This is a genomic window from Arthrobacter sp. GW460-12-1-14-TSB2 (genome assembly GCF_059423525.1).
Genome location: NZ_JBWKYC010000016.1, coordinates 87659 through 106657 on the forward strand (window position 1 = coordinate 87659; position 18999 = coordinate 106657).

At 65.0% G+C, this 18999-nt stretch carries 22 protein-coding genes, 1 other RNA gene and 1 riboswitch; of the genes, 8 read left to right on the forward strand and 15 right to left on the reverse strand.

The features are described from left to right. The first annotated feature begins 13 nt into the window (after positions 1 to 13). From prfB to ssrA, 6 genes are all read left to right on the forward strand, one after another. Positions 14 to 1129, forward strand: coding sequence for a peptide chain release factor 2 (prfB, locus tag AC07YR_RS17630; RefSeq protein WP_055796362.1), 1116 nt, complete (start codon positions 14 to 16; stop codon positions 1127 to 1129). Positions 1130 to 1317: 188 nt separating this feature from the next. After that, entirely contained in the window at positions 1318 to 2115 is a 798-nt protein-coding gene (gene ftsE / locus AC07YR_RS17635; protein WP_494734698.1) for a cell division ATP-binding protein FtsE, read from the forward strand. Then, positions 2112 to 3026: a permease-like cell division protein FtsX gene (ftsX, locus tag AC07YR_RS17640; RefSeq protein ID WP_494734699.1), complete on the forward strand. Its 915-nt coding sequence runs from the start codon at positions 2112 to 2114 to the stop codon at positions 3024 to 3026. Before ftsE ends, ftsX begins: the two co-directional genes overlap by 4 nt. A 27-nt stretch (positions 3027 to 3053) precedes the next feature. Further along, positions 3054 to 4442 carry a M23 family metallopeptidase gene (locus tag AC07YR_RS17645; protein ID WP_055796355.1) on the forward strand — a complete coding sequence of 463 codons (1389 nt, stop codon included), beginning with the start codon at positions 3054 to 3056 and terminating at the stop codon, positions 4440 to 4442. Between the two features lie 91 nt (positions 4443 to 4533). Then, complete coding sequence (gene smpB, locus AC07YR_RS17650; RefSeq protein ID WP_028270149.1) at positions 4534 to 5004, forward strand: SsrA-binding protein SmpB; 471 nt, start codon at positions 4534 to 4536, stop codon at positions 5002 to 5004. A gap of 136 nt (positions 5005 to 5140) precedes the next feature. Then, positions 5141 to 5509, forward strand: a transfer-messenger RNA (tmRNA) gene (gene ssrA / locus AC07YR_RS17655). 114 nt (positions 5510 to 5623) lie between these two features. Here ssrA and AC07YR_RS17660 read toward each other — a convergent pair. From AC07YR_RS17660 to AC07YR_RS17710, 11 genes are all read right to left on the reverse strand, one after another. Continuing rightward, positions 5624 to 5758, reverse strand: a complete 135-nt coding sequence (locus AC07YR_RS17660) for a hypothetical protein (protein WP_268760395.1) — start codon at positions 5756 to 5758, stop codon at positions 5624 to 5626. Positions 5759 to 5837: 79 nt separating this feature from the next. Beyond that, entirely contained in the window at positions 5838 to 6209 is a 372-nt protein-coding gene (locus AC07YR_RS17665; RefSeq protein WP_028270148.1) for a hypothetical protein, read from the reverse strand. A gap of 95 nt (positions 6210 to 6304) precedes the next feature. After that, complete coding sequence (locus tag AC07YR_RS17670) at positions 6305 to 6673, reverse strand: fluoride efflux transporter FluC (RefSeq protein ID WP_436058027.1); 369 nt, start codon at positions 6671 to 6673, stop codon at positions 6305 to 6307. Next, positions 6670 to 7086: a fluoride efflux transporter FluC gene (locus AC07YR_RS17675; RefSeq protein WP_055796344.1), complete on the reverse strand. Its 417-nt coding sequence runs from the start codon at positions 7084 to 7086 to the stop codon at positions 6670 to 6672. The genes AC07YR_RS17670 and AC07YR_RS17675 overlap by 4 nt, the downstream gene beginning before the upstream one ends. Positions 7087 to 7101: 15 nt before the next feature. Next, positions 7102 to 7815, reverse strand: coding sequence for a metal-dependent transcriptional regulator (locus tag AC07YR_RS17680; protein ID WP_494734700.1), 714 nt, complete (start codon positions 7813 to 7815; stop codon positions 7102 to 7104). A 31-nt stretch (positions 7816 to 7846) separates the two neighbouring features. Beyond that, on the reverse strand, positions 7847 to 8620 hold the full coding sequence (locus AC07YR_RS17685) for a class I SAM-dependent methyltransferase (protein ID WP_494734701.1): 774 nt from the start codon (positions 8618 to 8620) through the stop codon (positions 7847 to 7849). 90 nt (positions 8621 to 8710) lie between these two features. Further along, a complete protein-coding gene (locus AC07YR_RS17690; protein ID WP_494734702.1) occupies positions 8711 to 10123 on the reverse strand; it encodes an aminotransferase class V-fold PLP-dependent enzyme in 1413 nt (470 codons plus the stop codon). A 35-nt stretch (positions 10124 to 10158) separates the two neighbouring features. After that, a riboswitch (SAM riboswitch) is annotated at positions 10159 to 10272 on the reverse strand. A 218-nt stretch (positions 10273 to 10490) separates the two neighbouring features. Further along, on the reverse strand, positions 10491 to 11303 hold the full coding sequence (gene hisN / locus AC07YR_RS17695; RefSeq protein WP_055796334.1) for a histidinol-phosphatase: 813 nt from the start codon (positions 11301 to 11303) through the stop codon (positions 10491 to 10493). 64 nt (positions 11304 to 11367) lie between these two features. Beyond that, positions 11368 to 12483, reverse strand: coding sequence for a ribosome small subunit-dependent GTPase A (gene rsgA / locus AC07YR_RS17700; RefSeq protein ID WP_494734703.1), 1116 nt, complete (start codon positions 12481 to 12483; stop codon positions 11368 to 11370). Continuing rightward, entirely contained in the window at positions 12473 to 13849 is a 1377-nt protein-coding gene (gene aroA / locus AC07YR_RS17705) for a 3-phosphoshikimate 1-carboxyvinyltransferase (protein ID WP_494734704.1), read from the reverse strand. Before aroA ends, rsgA begins: the two co-directional genes overlap by 11 nt. A gap of 6 nt (positions 13850 to 13855) precedes the next feature. After that, complete coding sequence (locus tag AC07YR_RS17710; RefSeq protein WP_055796325.1) at positions 13856 to 14404, reverse strand: DoxX family protein; 549 nt, start codon at positions 14402 to 14404, stop codon at positions 13856 to 13858. Between the two features lie 359 nt (positions 14405 to 14763). Between AC07YR_RS17710 and AC07YR_RS17715 the strand changes: the two genes are divergently transcribed. Continuing rightward, positions 14764 to 15573 (forward strand): sigma-70 family RNA polymerase sigma factor, encoded by an 810-nt coding sequence (locus tag AC07YR_RS17715; RefSeq protein WP_494734705.1) that lies wholly within the window; start codon positions 14764 to 14766, stop codon positions 15571 to 15573. Then, positions 15570 to 15830: a mycothiol system anti-sigma-R factor gene (gene rsrA / locus AC07YR_RS17720; RefSeq protein WP_028270137.1), complete on the forward strand. Its 261-nt coding sequence runs from the start codon at positions 15570 to 15572 to the stop codon at positions 15828 to 15830. The genes AC07YR_RS17715 and rsrA overlap by 4 nt, the downstream gene beginning before the upstream one ends. A 123-nt stretch (positions 15831 to 15953) precedes the next feature. On the opposite strand, the gene AC07YR_RS17725 is transcribed toward rsrA, so the two are convergent. From AC07YR_RS17725 to AC07YR_RS17740, 4 genes are all read right to left on the reverse strand, one after another. Continuing rightward, positions 15954 to 16028: a 50S ribosomal protein bL37 gene (locus AC07YR_RS17725; RefSeq protein ID WP_369299106.1), complete on the reverse strand. Its 75-nt coding sequence runs from the start codon at positions 16026 to 16028 to the stop codon at positions 15954 to 15956. Between the two features lie 83 nt (positions 16029 to 16111). Next, the gene (locus AC07YR_RS17730; protein ID WP_494734706.1) at positions 16112 to 16735 is read right to left on the reverse strand and encodes a PadR family transcriptional regulator; all 624 of its coding nucleotides are present in this window, start codon (positions 16733 to 16735) and stop codon (positions 16112 to 16114) included. After that, the gene (locus AC07YR_RS17735; RefSeq protein ID WP_436058018.1) at positions 16736 to 17563 is read right to left on the reverse strand and encodes a DUF4097 family beta strand repeat-containing protein; all 828 of its coding nucleotides are present in this window, start codon (positions 17561 to 17563) and stop codon (positions 16736 to 16738) included. It abuts the gene before it with no gap. A gap of 77 nt (positions 17564 to 17640) precedes the next feature. After that, positions 17641 to 18900, reverse strand: coding sequence for a serine hydrolase domain-containing protein (locus tag AC07YR_RS17740; protein ID WP_494734707.1), 1260 nt, complete (start codon positions 18898 to 18900; stop codon positions 17641 to 17643). Positions 18901 to 18999 lie beyond the last annotated feature (99 nt).

Sequence of the window (18999 nt, forward strand, 5' to 3'; positions counted from 1 at the left end):
GGCTTTAACGACCATGGCTCAAATAGATTTTTCCGCAGAAATCCGCGCTTTGCGCGCCACCTACACCTCCATCGAAAACGTCTCGAATGTTGAGGAGCTGAAGGAAGACATCGCTGAACTGAGCGAGCGCGCAGGCGAGCCCAACCTCTGGGACGACCCGGCCGCTGCACAGAAGATCACCTCCAGGCTCTCCCACCGGCAGAGCGAGCTCGAACGGCTCAACAAGCTCGTTTCCCGGATTGACGACCTTGAGGTCCTGGTCGAACTCGGCCAGGACGAGGACGACGCCGATTCCATGGGCGAGGCGGCCGCCGAACTCGAGTCCATCCGGAAGTCCCTGAAGGACCTTGAAGTGGTGACGCTGCTGTCCGGCGAGTTCGACGAACGCGAAGCAGTGGTCACCATCCGTGCCGGCGCTGGCGGAGTTGATGCCGCGGACTTCGCCGAAATGCTGCTCCGGATGTACCTGCGCTGGGCGGAACGCCACGGCTACCCGACCACCATCATGGACACCTCCTACGCCGAGGAAGCCGGGCTCAAGTCGGCCACCTTCGAGGTCAACGCACCCTATGCTTACGGCACGCTCAGCGTGGAGGCCGGCACCCACCGCCTGGTCCGGATCAGCCCCTTCGACAACCAGGGCCGCCGCCAGACGTCGTTCGCGGCGGTGGAAGTGATTCCGCTGATCGAGCAGACGGACTCCATCGAGATCCCGGACAACGAAATCCGCGTGGATGTCTTCCGTTCCTCCGGGCCCGGCGGCCAGTCCGTCAACACCACGGACTCGGCGGTGCGCCTGACGCACATCCCCACCGGCACCGTGGTCTCGATGCAGAACGAGAAGTCCCAGCTGCAGAACCGTGCGGCCGCCCTCCGCGTGCTGCAGTCCCGGCTCCTGCTGCTCAAGAAGGAGCAGGAAGACGCGGAAAAGAAGGCCTTCGCCGGCGACGTCAAGGCCTCATGGGGCGACCAGATGCGCTCCTACGTCCTGAACCCCTACCAGATGGTCAAGGACCTCCGGACCGAGCACGAAGTGGGCAACACCTCCGCGGTGTTCGACGGCGAAATCGACGACTTCATCGACGCCGGCATCCGCTGGCGGACAGATAACCGCAACGCCGCCAACTAGGGTCGGGACCGGCGGGGGTGCTCCATTCGGTGGCTGAAATCCCGCGACACGCCAGGTAGCTCCAGCTTTTCTGCAGGTGCCGGTGCGTATAGTCGAGGAGCCGGAGCTCTACTTCCCCCAAAAGAAAGCCCGTGCACCGGCTGCAGTACGGGGCTCCATAAGCCATGTCCTGCAGGGTTCTTAGGGCAATGATCCGTTTCGAGAATGTCACCAAGGTCTACGACCAGAAAGCCCGGCCTGCGCTGGACTCTGTCAACCTTGAAATTGACCGTGGTGAGTTTGCGTTCCTTGTGGGCGCCTCCGGTTCCGGCAAATCAACCTTCCTCCGACTGGTGCTCAAGGAAGACCGGGCTACGTCCGGCGCCGTGTATGTCGCCGGCCAGAACGTCGCGAACATTTCAAGCTGGCGTGTACCGCGGCTGCGCCGCGGGATCGGCGTCGTGTTCCAGGACTTCCGGCTCCTTCCGCAAAAAAACGTCTTCGCGAACGTCGCATTCGCCATGCAGGTCATCGGCAAGAGCCGCAGCATCATCCGGGACACTGTTCCCGAAGTACTCAAGACGGTGGGCCTGGAAGGCAAGGAGCACCGGATGCCGCACGAGCTCTCCGGTGGTGAACAGCAGCGTGTGGCGATCGCCCGTGCCGTGGTCAACCGCCCGGGGATCCTCCTGGCGGATGAGCCCACCGGAAACCTTGACCCCACGACGTCGATGGGAATTATGGGCGTCCTGGACAAGATCAACCAGAACGGCACCACAGTGGTTATGGCAACGCACGACGACGACATCGTCAATGAGATGCGCAAACGTGTGGTGGAACTAAGGAACGGTATCGTCATCCGCGACGAAGCCCGGGCACTGTACACGTCGATGATGCCGGTTGTGGGGCAGTCCCGCCGTTTCAAAGACGCCAGCGGACGCCCGGACGGGTCCGCAGCGGACCCGGGTGACGGGCCCCTTTCCTCCCAGCCGGGGGAGGAACTGTGAGGCTGGCTTTCATCCTCAGCGAGATCGGCAGCGGTCTGAGGCGCAACCTGTCCATGGTGGTCTCGGTCATCCTGGTCACCTTCGTGTCGCTGACCTTCGTCGGTGCCGCTGGCATGCTGCAGCTCCAGATCAACCAGATGAAGGGCTACTGGTACGACAAGGTCCAGGTGGCCATCTTCCTATGCGGTGACGGCTCGACGGCGGCTGGCTGCGCCACCGGGACGGCAACGCCGGAGCAGCAGGAAAACCTGCGCGCCCTGCTGGAATCACCGGCCGTGGCCCAGTACATCAACGACTTCCAGTTTGAGTCCAAGGACGACGCCTACAAGCACTTCAAGGAGCAGTTCTCCAACTCACCGATCGTTGACTCGGTGACACCCGACCAGCTGCCTGCCTCCTTCCGGATCAACATGAAGGATCCGGAGAAATACCAGATCATCAGTGAGACCTTCTCCTCGCAGCCCGGCGTTGAGACGGTCATCGACCAACGCCAGGTCCTGGAACGGCTCTTCTCGGTGATGAACGCGGCTTCCCTGGTCGCCGTCATCATCGCCGGCGTGATGATCGTCTGCGCCATCCTGCTCATCGCCACCACCATCCGGCTGTCCGCCTTCAGCAGGCGCCGGGAGACCGGAATCATGCGGCTGGTGGGCGCCTCCAAGACCGTGATTCAGCTGCCGTTCATCCTCGAAGGCGTCATCGCCGCCGTGATCGGAGCGGCGCTGGCCTCGGGCACGCTCTGGGCCGTGGCCCATTTCTTCCTCGGCGAATACATGTCAAAGCAGTATCCGGACACGGCGTTCATCTCGCCGGCGCAAACCCTGATCCTGGCTCCGGCACTGCTCGGCCTGGGCGCAACTTTGGCTGGAATTTCGTCTCTCTTGACCTTACGTAGATATTTGCGGGTCTAGGCTGTGCATACCAACGAAGGAATGACCATGACAGATCTGGACCGCAAGGCCCGCCGGCGCCGGACCGCGGGACGGGGAAGCCGCATCATCAGCGCTGCCCTCGCACTGCTCCTGGCCGCGAGCCTGGGCGCCTCCACCCCTGTGGCCTTCGCGGACGAATTGGAAGACAAGCAGGCGGCGCTGGAAGCCGAGGCAGCCCGGGTGCAGCAGTCCCTCGAGTTTGTGGATGCCAAGATTGCCAAGGCAGCCGGCGACCTGGTGATCTACCAGGGCCAGCTCCCGGCCGCACAGCAGGCATTGCTCGAAGCCCAGGGCCGGGTTGCGAGTGCCGTCAAGGAAGTCGAGGCACTGGCTGCGCGGGTGGATCTGGCGCAGCAGAACAAGGCCAAGATCACGCAGCAGCTCGAGACCGACAAGAAGAAGATCGCCGACACCAAGAAACTCATCGGTCAGATCGCCACCCAGGCCTACAAGTCCGGCGGGGTTCCCTCGAACCTCACGCTCTTCTTTGGCTCCAAGGGCGGCGGCAGCCTGACGGACACCATGGACCTGGCAGACCAGGCCATGCGGAGCCAGAACTCCGCCATGGACAAGCTCTCCCAGCAGAACGCAACGAACGTCAATTCGGAGGCGCGGCTGCAGGCGGTTGAGGCGGAGATCAAGGACCTCAAGGCCAAGGCGGATGCCGCGCTGGCCCGGGAAAAGGCCGCCCGGGATGAAGCCGCCGCCAAGAAGGAGCAGGTGGACAAGCTGATCGCTGACACCACCCGCATCAACAACGAACTCCAGGCGGCAAAGCCGGGCATCCAAAGCCAACTCTCCAAGGTACAGGCAGCCCAGGATGCCGTGGCTGCGGAAATCGTCGAACGTGACCGGAAGCTGCGCGAAGCGTGGGAGGCCGAACAGCGCCGCATCGCCGAGGCCGCCGCCGCGGCGGCCAGGGCAGCCGGCCAGGCAGCCCAGCCCTACGTTCCGCAGGTCGGGCCGCCTTCGGCCTTCGGCCTGCGGCACCCATTCTCGGCCGACGTCCCCATCACCTCAGGTTTCGGCTGGCGTGCGACGCCGCCCGGCACGGTCGACTTCTACGGCTCCGGCGGATACATGCACACCGGCATCGACTTTGGTGCCAGCTGCGGGACCCCGGTCTACGCCCCGGCGGCCGGCACGATCGTATCCGCGGGGTGGAGCAACGACGGCGGCGGCAACAACGTGAAGATCTCGCATGGCGTTGTCCAAGGCAACTCGCTGACCACTATTTACTACCACAACAGCAGCGTGGTCGTTTCGTTGGGCCAGCAGGTCAGCCAGGGGCAGCTCATCGCCTATTCGGGAACAACGGGTAACTCAACCGGCTGCCATTCACACTTCGAGACGTGGCTCAACGGCCAGGCCGTCGATCCGATGATCCTGCTCTGACAGGCAGGCCCTGCGGCTGCCGTAGAATTAAATAGCCCCGAGCCTCAACGGTCGGGGCAACCATCCAGACCAAGAGCTGAGGAGTTCCACCGTGCCGAAAGAAAGTGGCCGTAAGGTAGTGGCCACCAACCGAAAGGCCCGGCATGACTACCACGTCCTCGACACCTACGAGGCGGGCATTGCCCTGATGGGGACAGAAGTGAAGTCCCTTCGCGAGGGCCACGCCTCCATGGTTGACGGGTTCTGCACGTTCTACAACGACGAGCTGTGGATGGAGGGAATCCATATCCCCGAATACAACCAGGGGAGTTGGACGAACCACTCCGCCCGGAGACGGCGCAAACTGTTGTTGCACCGCGAGGAACTAACCAAGATCTCGCACAAGGTCCGCGAATCAGGCTTCACCATCGTGCCGCTCCAGCTCTACTTCCTGGATGGTAAAGCGAAAGTGGAGATCGGCGTCGCCCGCGGTAAGAAGGAATACGACAAGCGGCAGACGCTCCGCGAGCAGCAGGACAAGCGCGAAGCGCTGCGCGTCATGCGCGAAAAGAACCGCAGCTAAACCTGGCCGCGGAGCGGCTGCGAACGTCGGGGAATGATTCCGGGCGGCAGTGCGTTATGATTGGTAGTCCGGGAAGGAACGGCGTGGATTCCGCAAAGAATCCGCAAGGAACCTGACCGGTTTGGTAACAAAATACGGGGATGATCGGTTTCGACGATGTTAGTCGCGACAGGTGAAGCGGGCCGAGGATGCAGAATTATCTCGTAAACGCTGTCTGCAAAACAATAAGTGCCAAACAAACGCGCACTGACTTCGCTCTCGCTGCCTAAGCAGTAAGACAGTCCGTCAGCCCGGGATTGCTATCGTCCCGGATCCTGGCGTCATTAAGATAGCCACTGCTGTTTACCTTCGTCATTGGGGTGAACGGGACTCTTAAATGACTGGGCCCGGATCAGCTACTCGTTTGCAGGATAGCTGGGGCCGAGAAAATCCGACGCAAACTGCGCCCGGAGAAGCCCTGACAACACGACATCGGACGGGGGTTCAATTCCCCCCATCTCCACCATCGGGACAGCGGCAACGCGGTCCCACCCCGTGCAAAAGGCCGGAAGCGTAAGCTTCCGGCCTTTTGTTTTCGGCACCGATCTGGCATTCTCCAGCGGCCGTCCGCGGCCCCGGGTCAGCGCTTCTTGATGTGCGCGACGGGGTCCACGTGGGTGTCCAGCTCATGCTTGGACTTCTTTTCGGCCCTCTTTTGCTTGATGGACTTGTCCGACTTCTTGGTAACCTGCCGGTGCGGCGATTTGTCAGGCATGTCGCCCTCCCTAACGTCGGGGCCCTCGAATAGGCCCCGTGCTTGTAAGGTACGCCTGTTTTGTCCCGAATGTAACTGGTCAGGAACCCGGCACTTCAACGTCGACGATGCCGACGAACCGGCTCCCGATGCCCTCGTATTCACTACGGACCAGACCCGGCAGGACCGGGGGCAGGTCCGACGCCGCGTGATGGACGCAGCAGACATACGTGAACGGCGGCCACCATTTCTTGGGCCGGGCGGCTTCCGAGAAACCGCAGACCGCGCAGGTCAGCTGGACCCAGACCGGCCGCTTGCCGGTCCGGTTTGCCTTGGACTGGACGAGCCAGGCCGGGGGATTGTCCAGGAGTTCGGACAGTTCGGCGTCCGACAGCCTGGCGGGGATACCGTGACGGTGTGCCATTTCCAGCGGGATGTCGAGGATTTGAGCTGCTTCACGTCGCGTAACCATCGTTTAACGATACGGGATGCGGGGCCGCTCCTCGTTCACGACGGCGGGACTCCGGCGCAGAGGCCGGGTCTCCACACGCTGTCGGCCGGCAAGCCTCAGCCAGAGATGGCAATTCCCGCGGCGGCGGCGCTGAGCCCGGCCACGAGGTTGACCGTGACGTTCAGGGCAGCTGCAACGTACCGCACCTCACTGACCAGCCGGATGGTGGCAGTGGTCCAGGAACTGAAGGTTGTCAGCCCGCCGGCCAGCCCGGTGGCGATCGCCGCATGCCATTCCCCGCCGAGCCCCAGCCTGCCGGTAACGCCCAGGGAAAGGCCGATGATCAGCGACCCGATGACATTGACCACCAGGGTAGCCCAGGGCCAGTGCCGGCGGTCGCCAGCGCGGTGCGCGAAGTACGTGTCGACGGAGAACCTGAGCAGGCCTCCTGCAACGCCGAAAATTCCTACCAGCAGCGCTGTCATGATCCACCTGTCCGGTCGCTCAGGGCCTTGCCTGCTTTCCAGCCCGCGGCGGCCGCACCGAGACCCAGAACCAGCGAGAGGCCGAGATAGATCAGCCAGGTCACGTGCTGCCCGGAACGGGCCTCCTGGTTAACGGAAAAGACCACGGCGGAGAAAGTTGTGAACGAGCCCAGCAGCCCGGGCCCAATCCCCGCCCGCAGCCAGAACGCTGTCCTGGGGCGTGCCATCCACACCGTGGTGAGCGCGGCAAGGACAAAGCTTCCGCAAACGTTGATGGCCAAGGTGGTCCACGGGATCGCGCCAGGGGGTTCGGGCAGGAGGACGCCCAGACCGTAGCGGAGTTCCGTCCCCACGAGAGCCCCGAGGGCGACTGCCGTCCAGGCACGCCAGCCGGCGCTTCTGAGGGCCTTCATTCAGGCGGCACGCATTCAGGCGTCCGCCAGCCGGCATCCGGCGTGGCGTGAATCGCTGTATACCCACAGCGCTGACGACACCTCATCGGCGAGGTCGAATTCGCGGCCGGCTCCGGCAGCGCCGATCCGGACCACCAGTGCGCCGCCGAAGGGTTTCCGGCCAAGCACTTCGATGTCGGCATCGAGATTGATCTCCTGCGCGGAAAGATAGCGCAGGAGATCGGGGTTGTCGTCGCTGATCCGGGTGATCCGGCCTGTGTGGCCGTCGTCGAGTTCGCTCATCCGATGGGCGTGCGGCATATGGACCGTGCCGTCCGCTGCCGGGATGGGGTCACCGTGCGGGTCGCGCAGGGGATCGCCGAGCTTGCGGGCCATCCGCTCGATGAAGGTATCCGACACTGCGTGTTCCAGGAGTTCGGCTTCGTCGTGGACTTCATCCCAGCTGTAGCCGAGTTCCTGGACGAGGTAGGTCTCAATCAGGCGGTGACGCCGGACCATCGAGAGCGCGAGGCGGATTCCGTCCGCCGTGAGCGTGATGGCGCTGTACGGCTTGTGGTCAACCAGGCCCTGGTCCTTGAGTTTGCGGACCATCTCCGAGACCGAGGAGTTTGCGACGCCAAGCCGCTGGGCCAGCTGCGAGGACGTGATGGGCTTGTCCTGCCACTCCGTAAAGGAGTAGATGACCTTGACGTAGTCCTCGATGGAGGAGGAGGGCGCGCTGGTCTTCACGAGTCCAAGCCTACCGCTTTGGCTGCGGCACTCATGCTTTGAACGCCCGCCAGGTCTGGGTGAGGTAGGGAAGTCCGATGGTGTCCGCCGGGGAATGGCCCAGGTGCTCGTGGAGGTACCAGTCCAGGTTGTGGCGGACCTTTGCGCGCGTACTTTCGCCGGCCGCGAGGTAATAGCTGCGGGACTTTGCCAGTTCGACGATGTCTCCGGTGGTCACTGAGTCTTCCCAGCGTGTCAGGTGGCTCTCAAGCCCGGCAAACTCCGGCCCGATTGCGGGACGGAAGTCCGGCTTGTGCACGTCCCCTGCATGCATGATCCGGGACAAGCGGTGGACCCACGGGACGGACGTATCCAGCTGATTCCACACCAGTCCCAGCACGCCGGCAGGGCGGAGGATGCGGGACAGTTCGGTGCTTGCCAGGAGGGGATCGCACCAGTGCCAGGCCTGGGCAACAACGACGACGTCGAACGCCGCGTCCGGGAGTCCGGTTGCCTCCGCTGTGCCCTCCGTCGCTGGAACTCCCGGCAGGACGAGGCGCAGTTGGGCGAGCATGTCCGGTGAAGGATCCACCGCGGAGACTGCCAGCCCGCGCTGCACCAGCAATGCGGTGTACTTGCCCGTCCCCGCCCCAATGTCAGCGGCGTCGGACACTCCGGCCATCCCGCCGACGCTTTCGATCAGCCAGTCCGCAGAGTCGCCAGGGTAGCTTGGGCGGACCCGGTCGTAGTGTTCACCGCCGTCCTGGAAGCTTTGGCCGAGCTCGTGCCGGCGCTGGTGGTGCAGTTTGGGGCCTCCCCGTGCCACGTGCAATCTCCTTCGGGCAGGCTGGAATTCTTACCCCTCGAATTTACCGCACAGACCGTGTCCCCAGTCCTCGGGCCTCAGGCCCAACGCTCAGTCGTCGGTGCAGGGCGCCGCGCCGGCGGTGCCGGGGGTATTGGGCGCCCATTCCGGGTAGCTGCGGGTGTCGTTGGCCGGCACCCAGCGGCCGGCGTCCACAACGTAGTCCCAGCCCAGGCCCGTGCGGCGGAGTTCCTCAATGCCAGCGAGCAGGCGCTGGGCGTCCTCCAGCCGGGATCCGACGCCGAAGCTTGCGCGGAGCGAGCCCGAGGGCAGTCCCAGCCGCTTGAGCAGCGGGTGGGCGCAGAAGCGGCCGTCCCGCAGGCCCACGCCGTGTTCGGCGGAGAGGTAGGCCGCAACAAGGCCCGCGTCGTAGCCGGCGACGGAGAAGTTGACCACCCCGATGGTGTCATTGGTGTCGCTGAAGATCTGGTGCACCGTGACGCCGTCGATCCTCTGCAGCCCCTCCACGAGGAAGGACCGGATGGCGGTCTCGTGGGCGTGCCACAGCTCCTGTTCCAGAGCGCCGATGACCTGCGTGGCGCGGGCAAGGGTGGCGGCGCCGAGCACGTTGGGCGAGCCGCCCTCATGCCGTGCCGGTCCCGTGGCCCAGCTGACGGAATCCAGCCGGGCCTCGCGGACCGCTCCGCCGCCTGCCAGGTGGGGGGTCCCGGCGTCGAGCCAGTCCGGCCGGCCCACGAGGACGCCGGAGCCGAAGGGTGCATACAGCTTGTGACCCGAGAAGGCGAGGTAGTCGACGTCGTCCGCTGCGATGTCGATGCGGCGGTGCGGGGCCAGTTGCGCCGCGTCCACCACAATCCTTGCGCCGTGTTCGTGCGCCAAAGCGGCCAGTTCACGGATCGGAAGGATTTCGCCGGTGACATTGGAGGCGCCGGTGACGGCCAGCAGGCTGATGTCACCCTGCCGGAGTTCAGTGCGCAGGCTCTCCAGGGTTGCCTTCAGGGTGGACGCGGCAACCACGCTGCGGTGCGGCACGCCCTGCCAGGGGAGCAGGTTGGCGTGGTGCTCGATGTCCAGGTAGAGCACTTCACCGGTGTGGCGGCCGTCCGCCACCGGCAGGCAGCCCGCCAGCAGGTTCAGGGAGTCGGTGGTGTTCCTGGTGAAAATGACGGAATCGTCCGGCCTGCCGCCCACGAAGCCGCGGACGATATTCCGCGCGTTTTCGTACACGGACGTGCTGATCTGCGAAGCGTAGCCCGCGCCTCGGTGCACGCTGGCGTAGTACGGCAGGATTTCGTTGAGGTAGGCCGAGACGACGGACAGTGCCGGTGCCGACGCGCCGTAGTCCAGGTTCGCGTAGCGGACGTGGCCGCCCTGGATCAGCGGAGCCTGGATCTCCGCGCCGGTGACGGCCGAGAGGGGGCGCCGGGCGACGCTGAACCGTTCATCCAGACGGGCTGGGGCGGGGGCGGTTCCGGAGTTTGCGGGGAACGTGGCAGTAGTCATGGGGACCTCACTGTAAAGGGACCCCTCACTCCGGGGATCCGCGCTTGCCGGGTCCGTTCCGGACCGGCCTGGTCGTCACCCGGGGCACCCCACCGCGAATGGAGGGTTGCCGGCCAGCAAACCGGGGTTTAGCGCTGGCACTCGTGACCTGTTTCGAGATTAGGACATTGACAGCGCCGCGGGAAAGTTGCGGCAATTATTAAGCACTTTGTTACGCGAGGCAGAAGAATGGCGTTGCGGCCGAACAAACGACGGCGGACGCACCCTTGGGAGGGGCGTCCGCCGTCGTTTATTCGGCACTGCGTTCATTCGGCGCTGCGTTGATCTGCCGCCCTCGCGCCTAGCGACCGGGGGGGTGCGCTGCGCGTCAGAGGAGGTCGTCGAGGTCCGGGTTCAGGCGCTTGAGGACCTCCGAATGGAGGATCGAGTTGGTGGCGAGGGCATTCCCGCCGAAGGGGCCGTCCACTCCCTCCAGCGAAGTGAAGCGGCCGCCGGCTTCGGTGACAATGGGCACCAGGGCGGCCATGTCGTAGAGGTTCAGTTCTGGCTCGCAGGCGATGTCCACGGACCCTTCGGCCACCATGCAATAAGACCAGAAGTCGCCGTAGGCCCGGGTCCGCCAGACGTCCTCCGTGAGGCCCAGGAATTCATCCAGGTTGCCGCGTTCCTTCCAGCCGCTAAGGCTCGAGTAGGAGAGGGAGGCGTCCGAGAGCTTGGACACGTTCGAAACCTTCAGCCGGGTGGCTGCCGCAAGCGACCGTCCCATGTAGGCGCCAGCCCCTTTAGCGGCCCACCAGCGCTTTCCCAGCGCCGGTGCGCTGACCAGGCCGACCACCGGCTCGCCCTCATCCACGAGGGCGATCAGGGTGGCCCACACCGGCACGCCGCGCACGAAGTTCTTGGTGCCGTCGATCGGATCGATGATCCAGCGGCGGGAACCGTGCCCGGAGCTGCCGAATTCTTCGCCGAGGACGGCATCCCGCGGGCGGGAACGGGACAGCTGGCCGCGGATGGACTCTTCAGCTGCTTTGTCAGCATCCGTGACCGGGGTCAGGTCCGGTTTGGTTTCAATCTGAAGGTCCAGCGCCTTGAAGCGGCTCATGGTCTGGGAGTCGACAGAGTCAGCCAGTACATGGGCGAGGCGCAGGTCGTCGTTGTAGCTCGAAGCGGGTTGGGTCATGGTTCCAAACTACCGTCTCTGTGGCCGGCCGGGCGGGATGTCAGGTCCTTGGCCCCTCTGCCTGCTACGAAACGATGCCGAGTTCCTTCGCTTCCTGCGCTTCCATCCGGGGATCGGTGCCGAGCAACCGCCGCAGGGACGCGAGACGCGCCGCGCCGGACGGCCCTGCGTGTCCTTCGGCCACCCAGGCGTCCACGCCGCAGTTGACGGCGGATGCATCATGCTTGCAGCCGCGTTCGCAGGCATCCGTGCCGGGTTCGAGATCGGGGAACGAACGCAGGATCCGGTCCGGATCGACGTGGGCAAGGCCGAACGACCGGATACCCGGGGTGTCAATAATCCAGCTTCCGGCGGGCGCGTCACTGATCCGCAGGGCCAGTGCCGACGACGACGTGTGCCGTCCCCGTCCGGTGACGGCGTTGACTCCTCCGGTGGCCCGCTCAGCGCCGGTCAGGGCATTGACCATGGTGGACTTCCCCACGCCCGAATGCCCAAGCATGACGGTGACCTTGCCGTCGAGGTGTGCACGGAGCTGCGAGACGGCGTCGCTGTCGAGGCGCGCGGACAGCCCGTCGTCCGAGCGGGCATCGATGCCGGAGGCGGCGGCGTCGGCGGTCCGGCTGATGATGACCGGGAAATCAAGGTGCCGGTAGTTGGACAGGAGCTCGGTGGGATCCTTGACGTCTGCTTTGGTGACCAGCAGCAGCGGCTCGATGCCGGCGTCGTAGGCCGCCACCAGGGCGCGGTCGATAAATCCTGTGCGCGGTTCCGGATTGGCGGCCGCGACCACCACCACGAGCTGGTCCGCATTCGCCACGACCGCCCGCTCAATCGGATCCGTGTCGTCGGCGCTGCGCCGCAAAAGGGTGCGCCGGTCCTGGATCTTCACGAGCCGGGCAAGGGTGTCGGGCTCTCCGGAAACATCACCCACCAGGGACACGAAGTCCCCGGCCACTACCGGCGAACGGCGCAGCTCGCGCGCCCGCGCGGCGACCACGATGCGTTCGTTGCCGCTGTCTTCGCCCACCACCGCCGTGTAGCGCCCGCGGTCCACCGTGATGATCCGGCCGGTCACGGCGTCGTCATGGCTGGGCCGGTCCTTGGTCCGTGGACGCGTACCTTTCTTGTTGGGACGGACCCGGATATCGGACTCGTCCCATGTACCGGTGCTACGCCCCACTGGCCTGTTCCGTCTGCCGGCCCGGCTGTGGTGCCAGCATGGCTTCCCACAGCTGCGGGAAGTCGGGCATCGTCTTGGACGTGGTGCCGATGTCTTCAACCTCGACGCCGGGAACGGCGAGGCCGAGGATGGCCCCGGCGGTGGCCATCCGGTGGTCGGCGTAGCTGTGAACTGTTCCGCCGTGGAGCTTTGCAGGCCGGATTATCAGGCCGTCGGCGGTTTCCTCAGCGTCCCCGCCCAGGCGGTTGATTTCCGTGACGAGTGCGGCAAGCCTGTCGGTCTCGTGGCCGCGGAGGTGCGCTATGCCGGTCAGCCGCGACGGGGTTGTTGCCAACGCACACAACGCTGCCACGGTCGGTGCCAGTTCGCTGGTGTCGGCGAAGTCTGCGCCCTTGATTTCCGGTCCGCCCGTCACGGTGAGTGTCCCGTCGGTCAGCGTGACCGTGGCGCCCATCGCAGCCAGGATGCTGCGCCACAGGTCACCCACCTGCGTTGTGGGCGCGGGCCAGTTGGGGATGCGGACGGTACCGCCGGTTGCCAGCGCCGCGGCGAGGAAGGGGCCCGCGTTGGAAAGATCCTGTTCAATGCGGCGGTCGAAGGCCCGGATCGAGCCCGGTGCCACCACCCAGTGGTTGGGGACGGAATCGTCGACCGACACGCCGACTTCGCGCAGTACGGCCACGGTCATATTGATGTGGTCGAGGCTGGGGACCGGCTTGCCCACGTGCTCAAGGTGCAGGCCCTCGGTGAAACGCGCTCCCACAAGGAGCAGCGCCGACACAAACTGCGATGAGGCGCTTGCATCAATCACCAGGTGGCCGCCGCGCACTTCGCCAGTGCCGGCCACCGCGAAGGGAAGCGATGACGGCCGGGTTCCGTCGGCGGCCCGGACATCGACGCCGAGGGCTGCCAGCGCCTCGATGATGGTGCCCATCGGCCGCTTGCGGGCGTGCGGGTCGCCGTCGAAGACTGTGGCGCCGCTGCGGAGGGCGGCCGCAGGGGGAACGAAGCGCATCACCGTACCCGCGAGTCCGCAGTCGATGGCGGCATCCGCCGCCGTCGCGTCCGGGGCGAGGGGAGTGATTTCAAGGTCGGGCCCGAATGAGCCGTCCCCCGGGACTTCCCGGATTCCGGCACCCAATTGGCGGAGTGCCTGGATCATTAAGGCCGAATCGCGGGAGTGCAGGGGTGCACGGAGGCGGGACGGCCCGTCGGCCAGGGCAGCAAGGACCAGGTACCTGTTGGTGAGGGACTTCGAACCGGGGACGGTGACTGTGGCGTCGACCGGCGCTTCGGCGAACGGTGCGGGCCAGGTGTCGTCCGCAACCGGCGCGGACGGTACTGGGGCGGGGGCAGTGCCTGTCATTCGTGCCTATGCTTTCACGGCGTGGTCCACGGCCTTGCGGACTGCTTTTTCGGCCTTATTGAGATTCTTGCTGGTGGTCTTCCGGGCGTCTGCAGCCAGGTGGCTGGCACCCTTGCGGGCGTCGGCGGCCAGATGCTCGGCCCGCCAGGCCAGGCTCGGCTTGCCCGCGGTGTCCACGGACGCAAGCAGTACGCCGCCGGTGAGCGTGACGTTCTTCAGGAGCTGGGTCCGCCGCGCGTCCCGGCCTTCCTTGGTGGTGATGTCGGCGCTGCGCCACTCGACGAAGGCGTTCAGCGCTGAAATGACGGCGAGTACGGAGGCTGCGAGCCGGGCCGACTTGCCCATGGCGAACAGCACGCCAGCGCCCACTTGAGTGCCTCCAATGACGCGTGCCAGTACTTTTTCGTTGGTGGCGAACGGGAGGGAATCCGCTGCCCGGCGCAACAGCGGCGACAGCTGCGTCGCAGTGTCATCCGCGTTCTTTAGCTTGTCCAGGCCGGCGAGAACGAAACTGGAGGCCAGCATGGGCCGGGCGAGAATGCGGACTAACGACATGAATTTCCTCCTGGGTGGACGAGCCGCGGAACATCTGCGGGGGAACCGGTTCTAGTCTTGCACTTTTGCGGAATATTTGCCCGCCGGCAGTGGTTATGGAAAGCAGGTCCCGATGAGTCACGGGCTGTGCTTGGCCACGGCCTAAGGCGCTTGCGGACGCCGGGCGGCTGAACGCTGAATGCGTTCGCACGGGCGCCTCCAGGATGGACGCCGACACAAGGACACAGAGCGGAGATGAAGCTTTGACATTGGTTAGGGACAGCGCGGAACTCCTTGCGCCGTTTGAGTTCTCGGGGCGTGATGAGGCTGGCGGGCACCCGCCGGTAGGCCCGGGACGTGTCACAGTAGACTTGAAGGCAATGAGCACCATTGATCCGGCCGTTGCGGCCATATACGAGGCTGCCGGTAACGAGGCCAAAAACAACAGCAGGCATCCGGCGGACGCCGGGGCCAGCGCGGACGCTGCAGCCAGCGCGGACACCGGGGTGAGCCCTGACGTCGGGACAAGCCCGGACGGCGCGCGGTCCGCGGAGGCGGAGGTCGACGTCGTGTCCGAGACCCCCGAGCAGCGCAGGCTGCGGTTTGAACGCGACGCCATGCAGTACGTCGACCAGCTGTATTCGGCCGCCATGAGGATGGCACGGAATCCCGCCGACGCTGAGGACCTGGTGCAGGAGGCCTACACCAAGGCTTTCTCGGCGTTCCATCAGTACAAACCGGGAACCAACCTCAAGGCGTGGCTCTACCGGATCCTCACAAACACGTACATCAACCTCTACCGCAAGAGGCAGCGTGAGCCGCTGCAGTCGAACTCGGACACCATTGAGGACTGGCAGTTGGCGCGGGCGGAATCGCACACTTCGTCCGGCCTGCGTTCTGCCGAAGCGGAAGCGCTGGACCACCTTCCGGATTCCGATGTGAAGCGGGCGCTGCAGGCGATTCCGGAGGAATTCCGCCTCGCGGTGTACTTTGCCGACGTGGAGGGGTTCGCGTACAAGGAAATCTCAGACATCATGAACACCCCCATCGGCACTGTGATGTCCCGGCTTCACCGCGGCCGCAAAATGCTGCGCGACATGCTTGCGGACTACGCCGCAGAGCGGGGTTTCAAAGCCGCAACCGATTCCGGTGCCGCGGCCGAAAGCACAACACAGGAGAACAGGAAATGAGCGACTGCCAGGGACTGGGCGATTGCGACGATGCCCGGATGCAACGTATTTACGAATATCTGGACGGTGCGCTGACACACAGCGACATCGCCGAGATCAAGGATCACCTGGACGGTTGCCCGGAGTGCCTTGAAGAGTACGATCTCGAGTGCGTCATCCGCAAGGTGGTCAAGCGCTCCTGTACGGAAGCCGCCCCGGAGAACCTGAAGAACGCCATCCTGGACCGGATCCATTCGATCCGTCCTGTCGAGGCCTAGCTCCGCCCGAAACCCGGCCGGACGGCAGCTGACCCCGATTTCACGGCATTAACGGCGAAGGGCCCCGGAAACCATGTGGTTTCCGGGGCCCTCTGCTTTAAAGCTCATGTTCCAAACCGTAGCTTAGGTGTTGGGGCGCTTCCCGTGGTTCGCGCCGCCACGCTTACGGTCACGACGTTTACGTGCACGCTTGCTCATAGCTGGCCTCCTTAATCTTGGTACTCAAAAGAGCTGCCCTCAAGTCTCCCACATCACGCGACGGCCCGCGAACCGGGGCCCGCTCAATGACTGCCGGCGTTCAGCGAGTTGCGGATCGATATTTCGGCCTGGTCCAGCACCGTCCGGATCGTCTCGAGCGTGACGCCGCTGATTGGTGCAGCGCTGGCCTTTACCCGAAGCTCCACACGCAGGTTGTCCCTGAACGACTGCACCAGCATTTCCGCCTCTTTGAGCGTGCGGTCGCCTTCGGGCGTGTGCCGGGTACCGCGGTCCGGGAACCCTGCGGAACGCGCAGACGACCGCGCGGCCTCGGCAGTGGCGGCAAGGTCGGCCCGGAGCCCGCGCATGTTGACGCGGATATCCTCCCGCAGATTGTCGGCCAGCCGGCGCACCGAGGCGGAAATGTCATTCTCCACGCCGGCCAGTTCGTCCCGGCGCCGGTTGAGCTCCACTAGGCCGGCTTGGGTGATGCGGTAGTTGGTGCGTCGCCCCTCGGCTTCCGTGGCCACGAGCCCTTCTTCTTCCAGCTTGCCGAGCCGCGGATAGATCGTCCCGGCACTGGGGGAGTAGGTCCCCCCAAAGCGTTCGCTGAGGGCTTTGATGAGTTCGTAGCCGTGTTTGGGGCCCGACTCCAGGAGGGAAAGCAGGTAGAGGCGAAGCGCGCCATGGGCGAAGACCGGAGGCATCTAGGCCTCCGTTTCGGTGTCCGCAGGCGACAGGCTGTGGATGATGGACGTCTTTCCGGAGACGGAGTTGGTTCGCACAATCATCAGCTGCGCATCCGGGCCGGCAATCGTCTGGACCTTGCCGCCCGGATGGACGTACTTCTGGTCGTCGATGACCACGGTGCCGCCGGCGGACTTGGCCACGACATCGACTCCGACGTCCTGGGGAAGCCGGACGGTCAGGTCGCCCGACACCGAATTGGCCCCGAAGTCGTGGGTGAAGCCGCGGAGGTCGAAGCTCATGTCGCCGCTGACGGTGTTGGCGCGGATGTTGCTGAACCGGCCGGACGCGGTGACTTCCCCGGAAACGCTCTTGGCGGTTAGGACGCCCTCGTGGTTACGGGCGATGACTTCGCCGCTGACCGTGTTGACGTGGAGTTCGCCGCTGGTGCCGTCCGCCATGACGGATCCGGAGACGGTGTTGAGCTTGGTGTGGCCGCTGATCCCGGAGACGAGGCCGTCCCCGCTGACCGTGCCGGCCTCCACTTCCACGCCCGCCGGCAACGCAATGCTGATGACCACGGAGTTGGTGCTGCTGTTGTTGACCGTGTCCATCAGGTTCTTGAACCAGCCCTGGGCGCCCTGCAGTTGGTGCCGAACCTCGAGTCGCCCGTTGACCAGGGTGACCGTCAGCGGATCCCCGTGGATTTCGGATACTTCGATCCGCGTGACCTCCTCGGCGTGGGTGACCACATCGAACCGTCCCCGGATGATTCCGAGCTTGAGTGACCTGACGCCGTCGACGTCGATCGTCTGCGGACCGGTGACGGTCCAGGTGTTCTCGTCCACTGCGCCTCCATATTGCGATATATCGTGAATATGATTTGACGATATATCGCGTCTTGCCCAAAAGCAATAGACGCTGGCTAGCGGTAGATCTTTCCGATGAGGGTCCGGGCGATCGTGGTCGCCGGATCCCTGCCATCCGGCGTCGGGGCCAGGTTCGTCCAGACGACGAGGGTGACCTGGGCGGCAGGGTCATGGCCTGCGAAGGTGTTGAAGCCGGGCAGTTCGCCGGTATGCCCGAAGAGTTTCCCGAATTTGGCGATCCCCAGCCCGTAGAGAGCCCCTCCAGGGTCGTCGGCCTTGACCGGCTGGGGACTGTCCAACCGCAGTTTCTGCAGGGCGGGTCCCAGGACCTTTCCGCCGCCGAGTGCCTCCGCCCACGTTGCGAGGTCTTCCGCGGTCGAAATTCCGGACCCGGCGGCCCAGGCCCACGAGGGGTTCATGGCTGTCTGGTCCGTGGGCAAGAGGGTTCCGTCAGCGGCAGCCTTTTGCATGTCCGCGGGAAGGGCAGGGTCGTTGAGCGTCAGCACGTTGTTCCCGTACATGTACCCCTGCGGATGCGGTTCCGGAATGGCGTTGGACGATTGCTCCGGAAATACGGATCCGGTCAGTCCCAGCGGTGTGAACAGCCTGTCCCGGAACGCCGCAGTGAGCGGCTTGCCGTCCAGGGCTTCCGCGATCAGGCCGAGCAGCACCGTGTTGGTGTTGGAATAGTGGAAGCCCTCGCCCGGAGCGAAATACGGCGGATGGCGGAAAGCAACGGCGAGCAGTTCTTCGGGGGGCCATGCCTTTCCGGGATCGGCATCGAGGACCTGGTTTACTTCCAGTGCCTCGGTGTAGTTGTAGAGTCCGCTGCGCATCGTCAGCAACTGTTCGATGGTGATGTTGGCGCCGTTCGGCACGTCCGGACGGTAGTCCGCCACCGGGTCGTCGAGCTCTATCTTCCCTTCCTGGACCAGCTGCAGGATGACAGTGGTGGTCCAGGTCTTTGTGACGGAGCCGATCCGGACGTGGTCCGCCGGCGTCACGGGATCGGTTCCGCCGAAGCTACGCACGCCGTATGCGTACGTGACGTTCCCAGCTGGGGTCCGCAGGAGCATTACCGCGCCGGGGACGCGCAGTTCCCGGGCGGCATCCCTGAAGGTCTGTTCCAGCGCCGCCTGGTCGAACTCCTGCAGCCCGTCGTTGGACGAAGCTGCCGGGGAGGAGGCTGCGGCGGAGGGGGAAGGCGAAGACGGGGCAGGAGCCGGGCCCGCACTGCAACCTGCCACAGCAAGCATCAGCGCTACGGCCAGCGCTGCCGGGGCGGGGGAGCCCTTGGGGATTCCGGGAACGTTCATGGACCCACAACCTTTTGTCGACGGCGTTATGGGCCCATTGGGTCACGGGCGGGACTGGGGTGTCAAGCACCCCGAGCACGTGCGCATCTGTTTCGATGC

Bases quoted from the DNA above. Each gene is read 5' to 3' on its own strand.
- prfB (WP_055796362.1), top strand. From the start codon at position 14: ATGGCTCAAATAGATTTTTCCGCAGAAATCCGCGCTTTGCGCGCCACC.
- ftsE (WP_494734698.1), top strand. From the start codon at position 1,318: ATGATCCGTTTCGAGAATGTCACCAAGGTCTACGACCAGAAAGCCCGG.
- AC07YR_RS17645 (WP_055796355.1), top strand. From the start codon at position 3,054: ATGACAGATCTGGACCGCAAGGCCCGCCGGCGCCGGACCGCGGGACGG.
- AC07YR_RS17710 (WP_055796325.1), bottom strand. From the start codon at position 14,404: ATGTCGTTAGTCCGCATTCTCGCCCGGCCCATGCTGGCCTCCAGTTTC.
- aroA (WP_494734704.1), bottom strand. From the start codon at position 13,849: ATGACAGGCACTGCCCCCGCCCCAGTACCGTCCGCGCCGGTTGCGGAC.
- AC07YR_RS17730 (WP_494734706.1), bottom strand. From the start codon at position 16,735: ATGCCTCCGGTCTTCGCCCATGGCGCGCTTCGCCTCTACCTGCTTTCC.
- AC07YR_RS17690 (WP_494734702.1), bottom strand. From the start codon at position 10,123: ATGACTACTGCCACGTTCCCCGCAAACTCCGGAACCGCCCCCGCCCCA.
- AC07YR_RS17675 (WP_055796344.1), bottom strand. From the start codon at position 7,086: ATGAAGGCCCTCAGAAGCGCCGGCTGGCGTGCCTGGACGGCAGTCGCC.
- AC07YR_RS17740 (WP_494734707.1), bottom strand. From the start codon at position 18,900: ATGAACGTTCCCGGAATCCCCAAGGGCTCCCCCGCCCCGGCAGCGCTG.
- AC07YR_RS17670 (WP_436058027.1), bottom strand. From the start codon at position 6,673: ATGACAGCGCTGCTGGTAGGAATTTTCGGCGTTGCAGGAGGCCTGCTC.
- rsrA (WP_028270137.1), top strand. From the start codon at position 15,570: ATGAGCGACTGCCAGGGACTGGGCGATTGCGACGATGCCCGGATGCAA.
- hisN (WP_055796334.1), bottom strand. From the start codon at position 11,303: ATGACCCAACCCGCTTCGAGCTACAACGACGACCTGCGCCTCGCCCAT.
- AC07YR_RS17715 (WP_494734705.1), top strand. From the start codon at position 14,764: ATGAGCACCATTGATCCGGCCGTTGCGGCCATATACGAGGCTGCCGGT.
- AC07YR_RS17660 (WP_268760395.1), bottom strand. From the start codon at position 5,758: ATGCCTGACAAATCGCCGCACCGGCAGGTTACCAAGAAGTCGGACAAG.
- AC07YR_RS17665 (WP_028270148.1), bottom strand. From the start codon at position 6,209: ATGGTTACGCGACGTGAAGCAGCTCAAATCCTCGACATCCCGCTGGAA.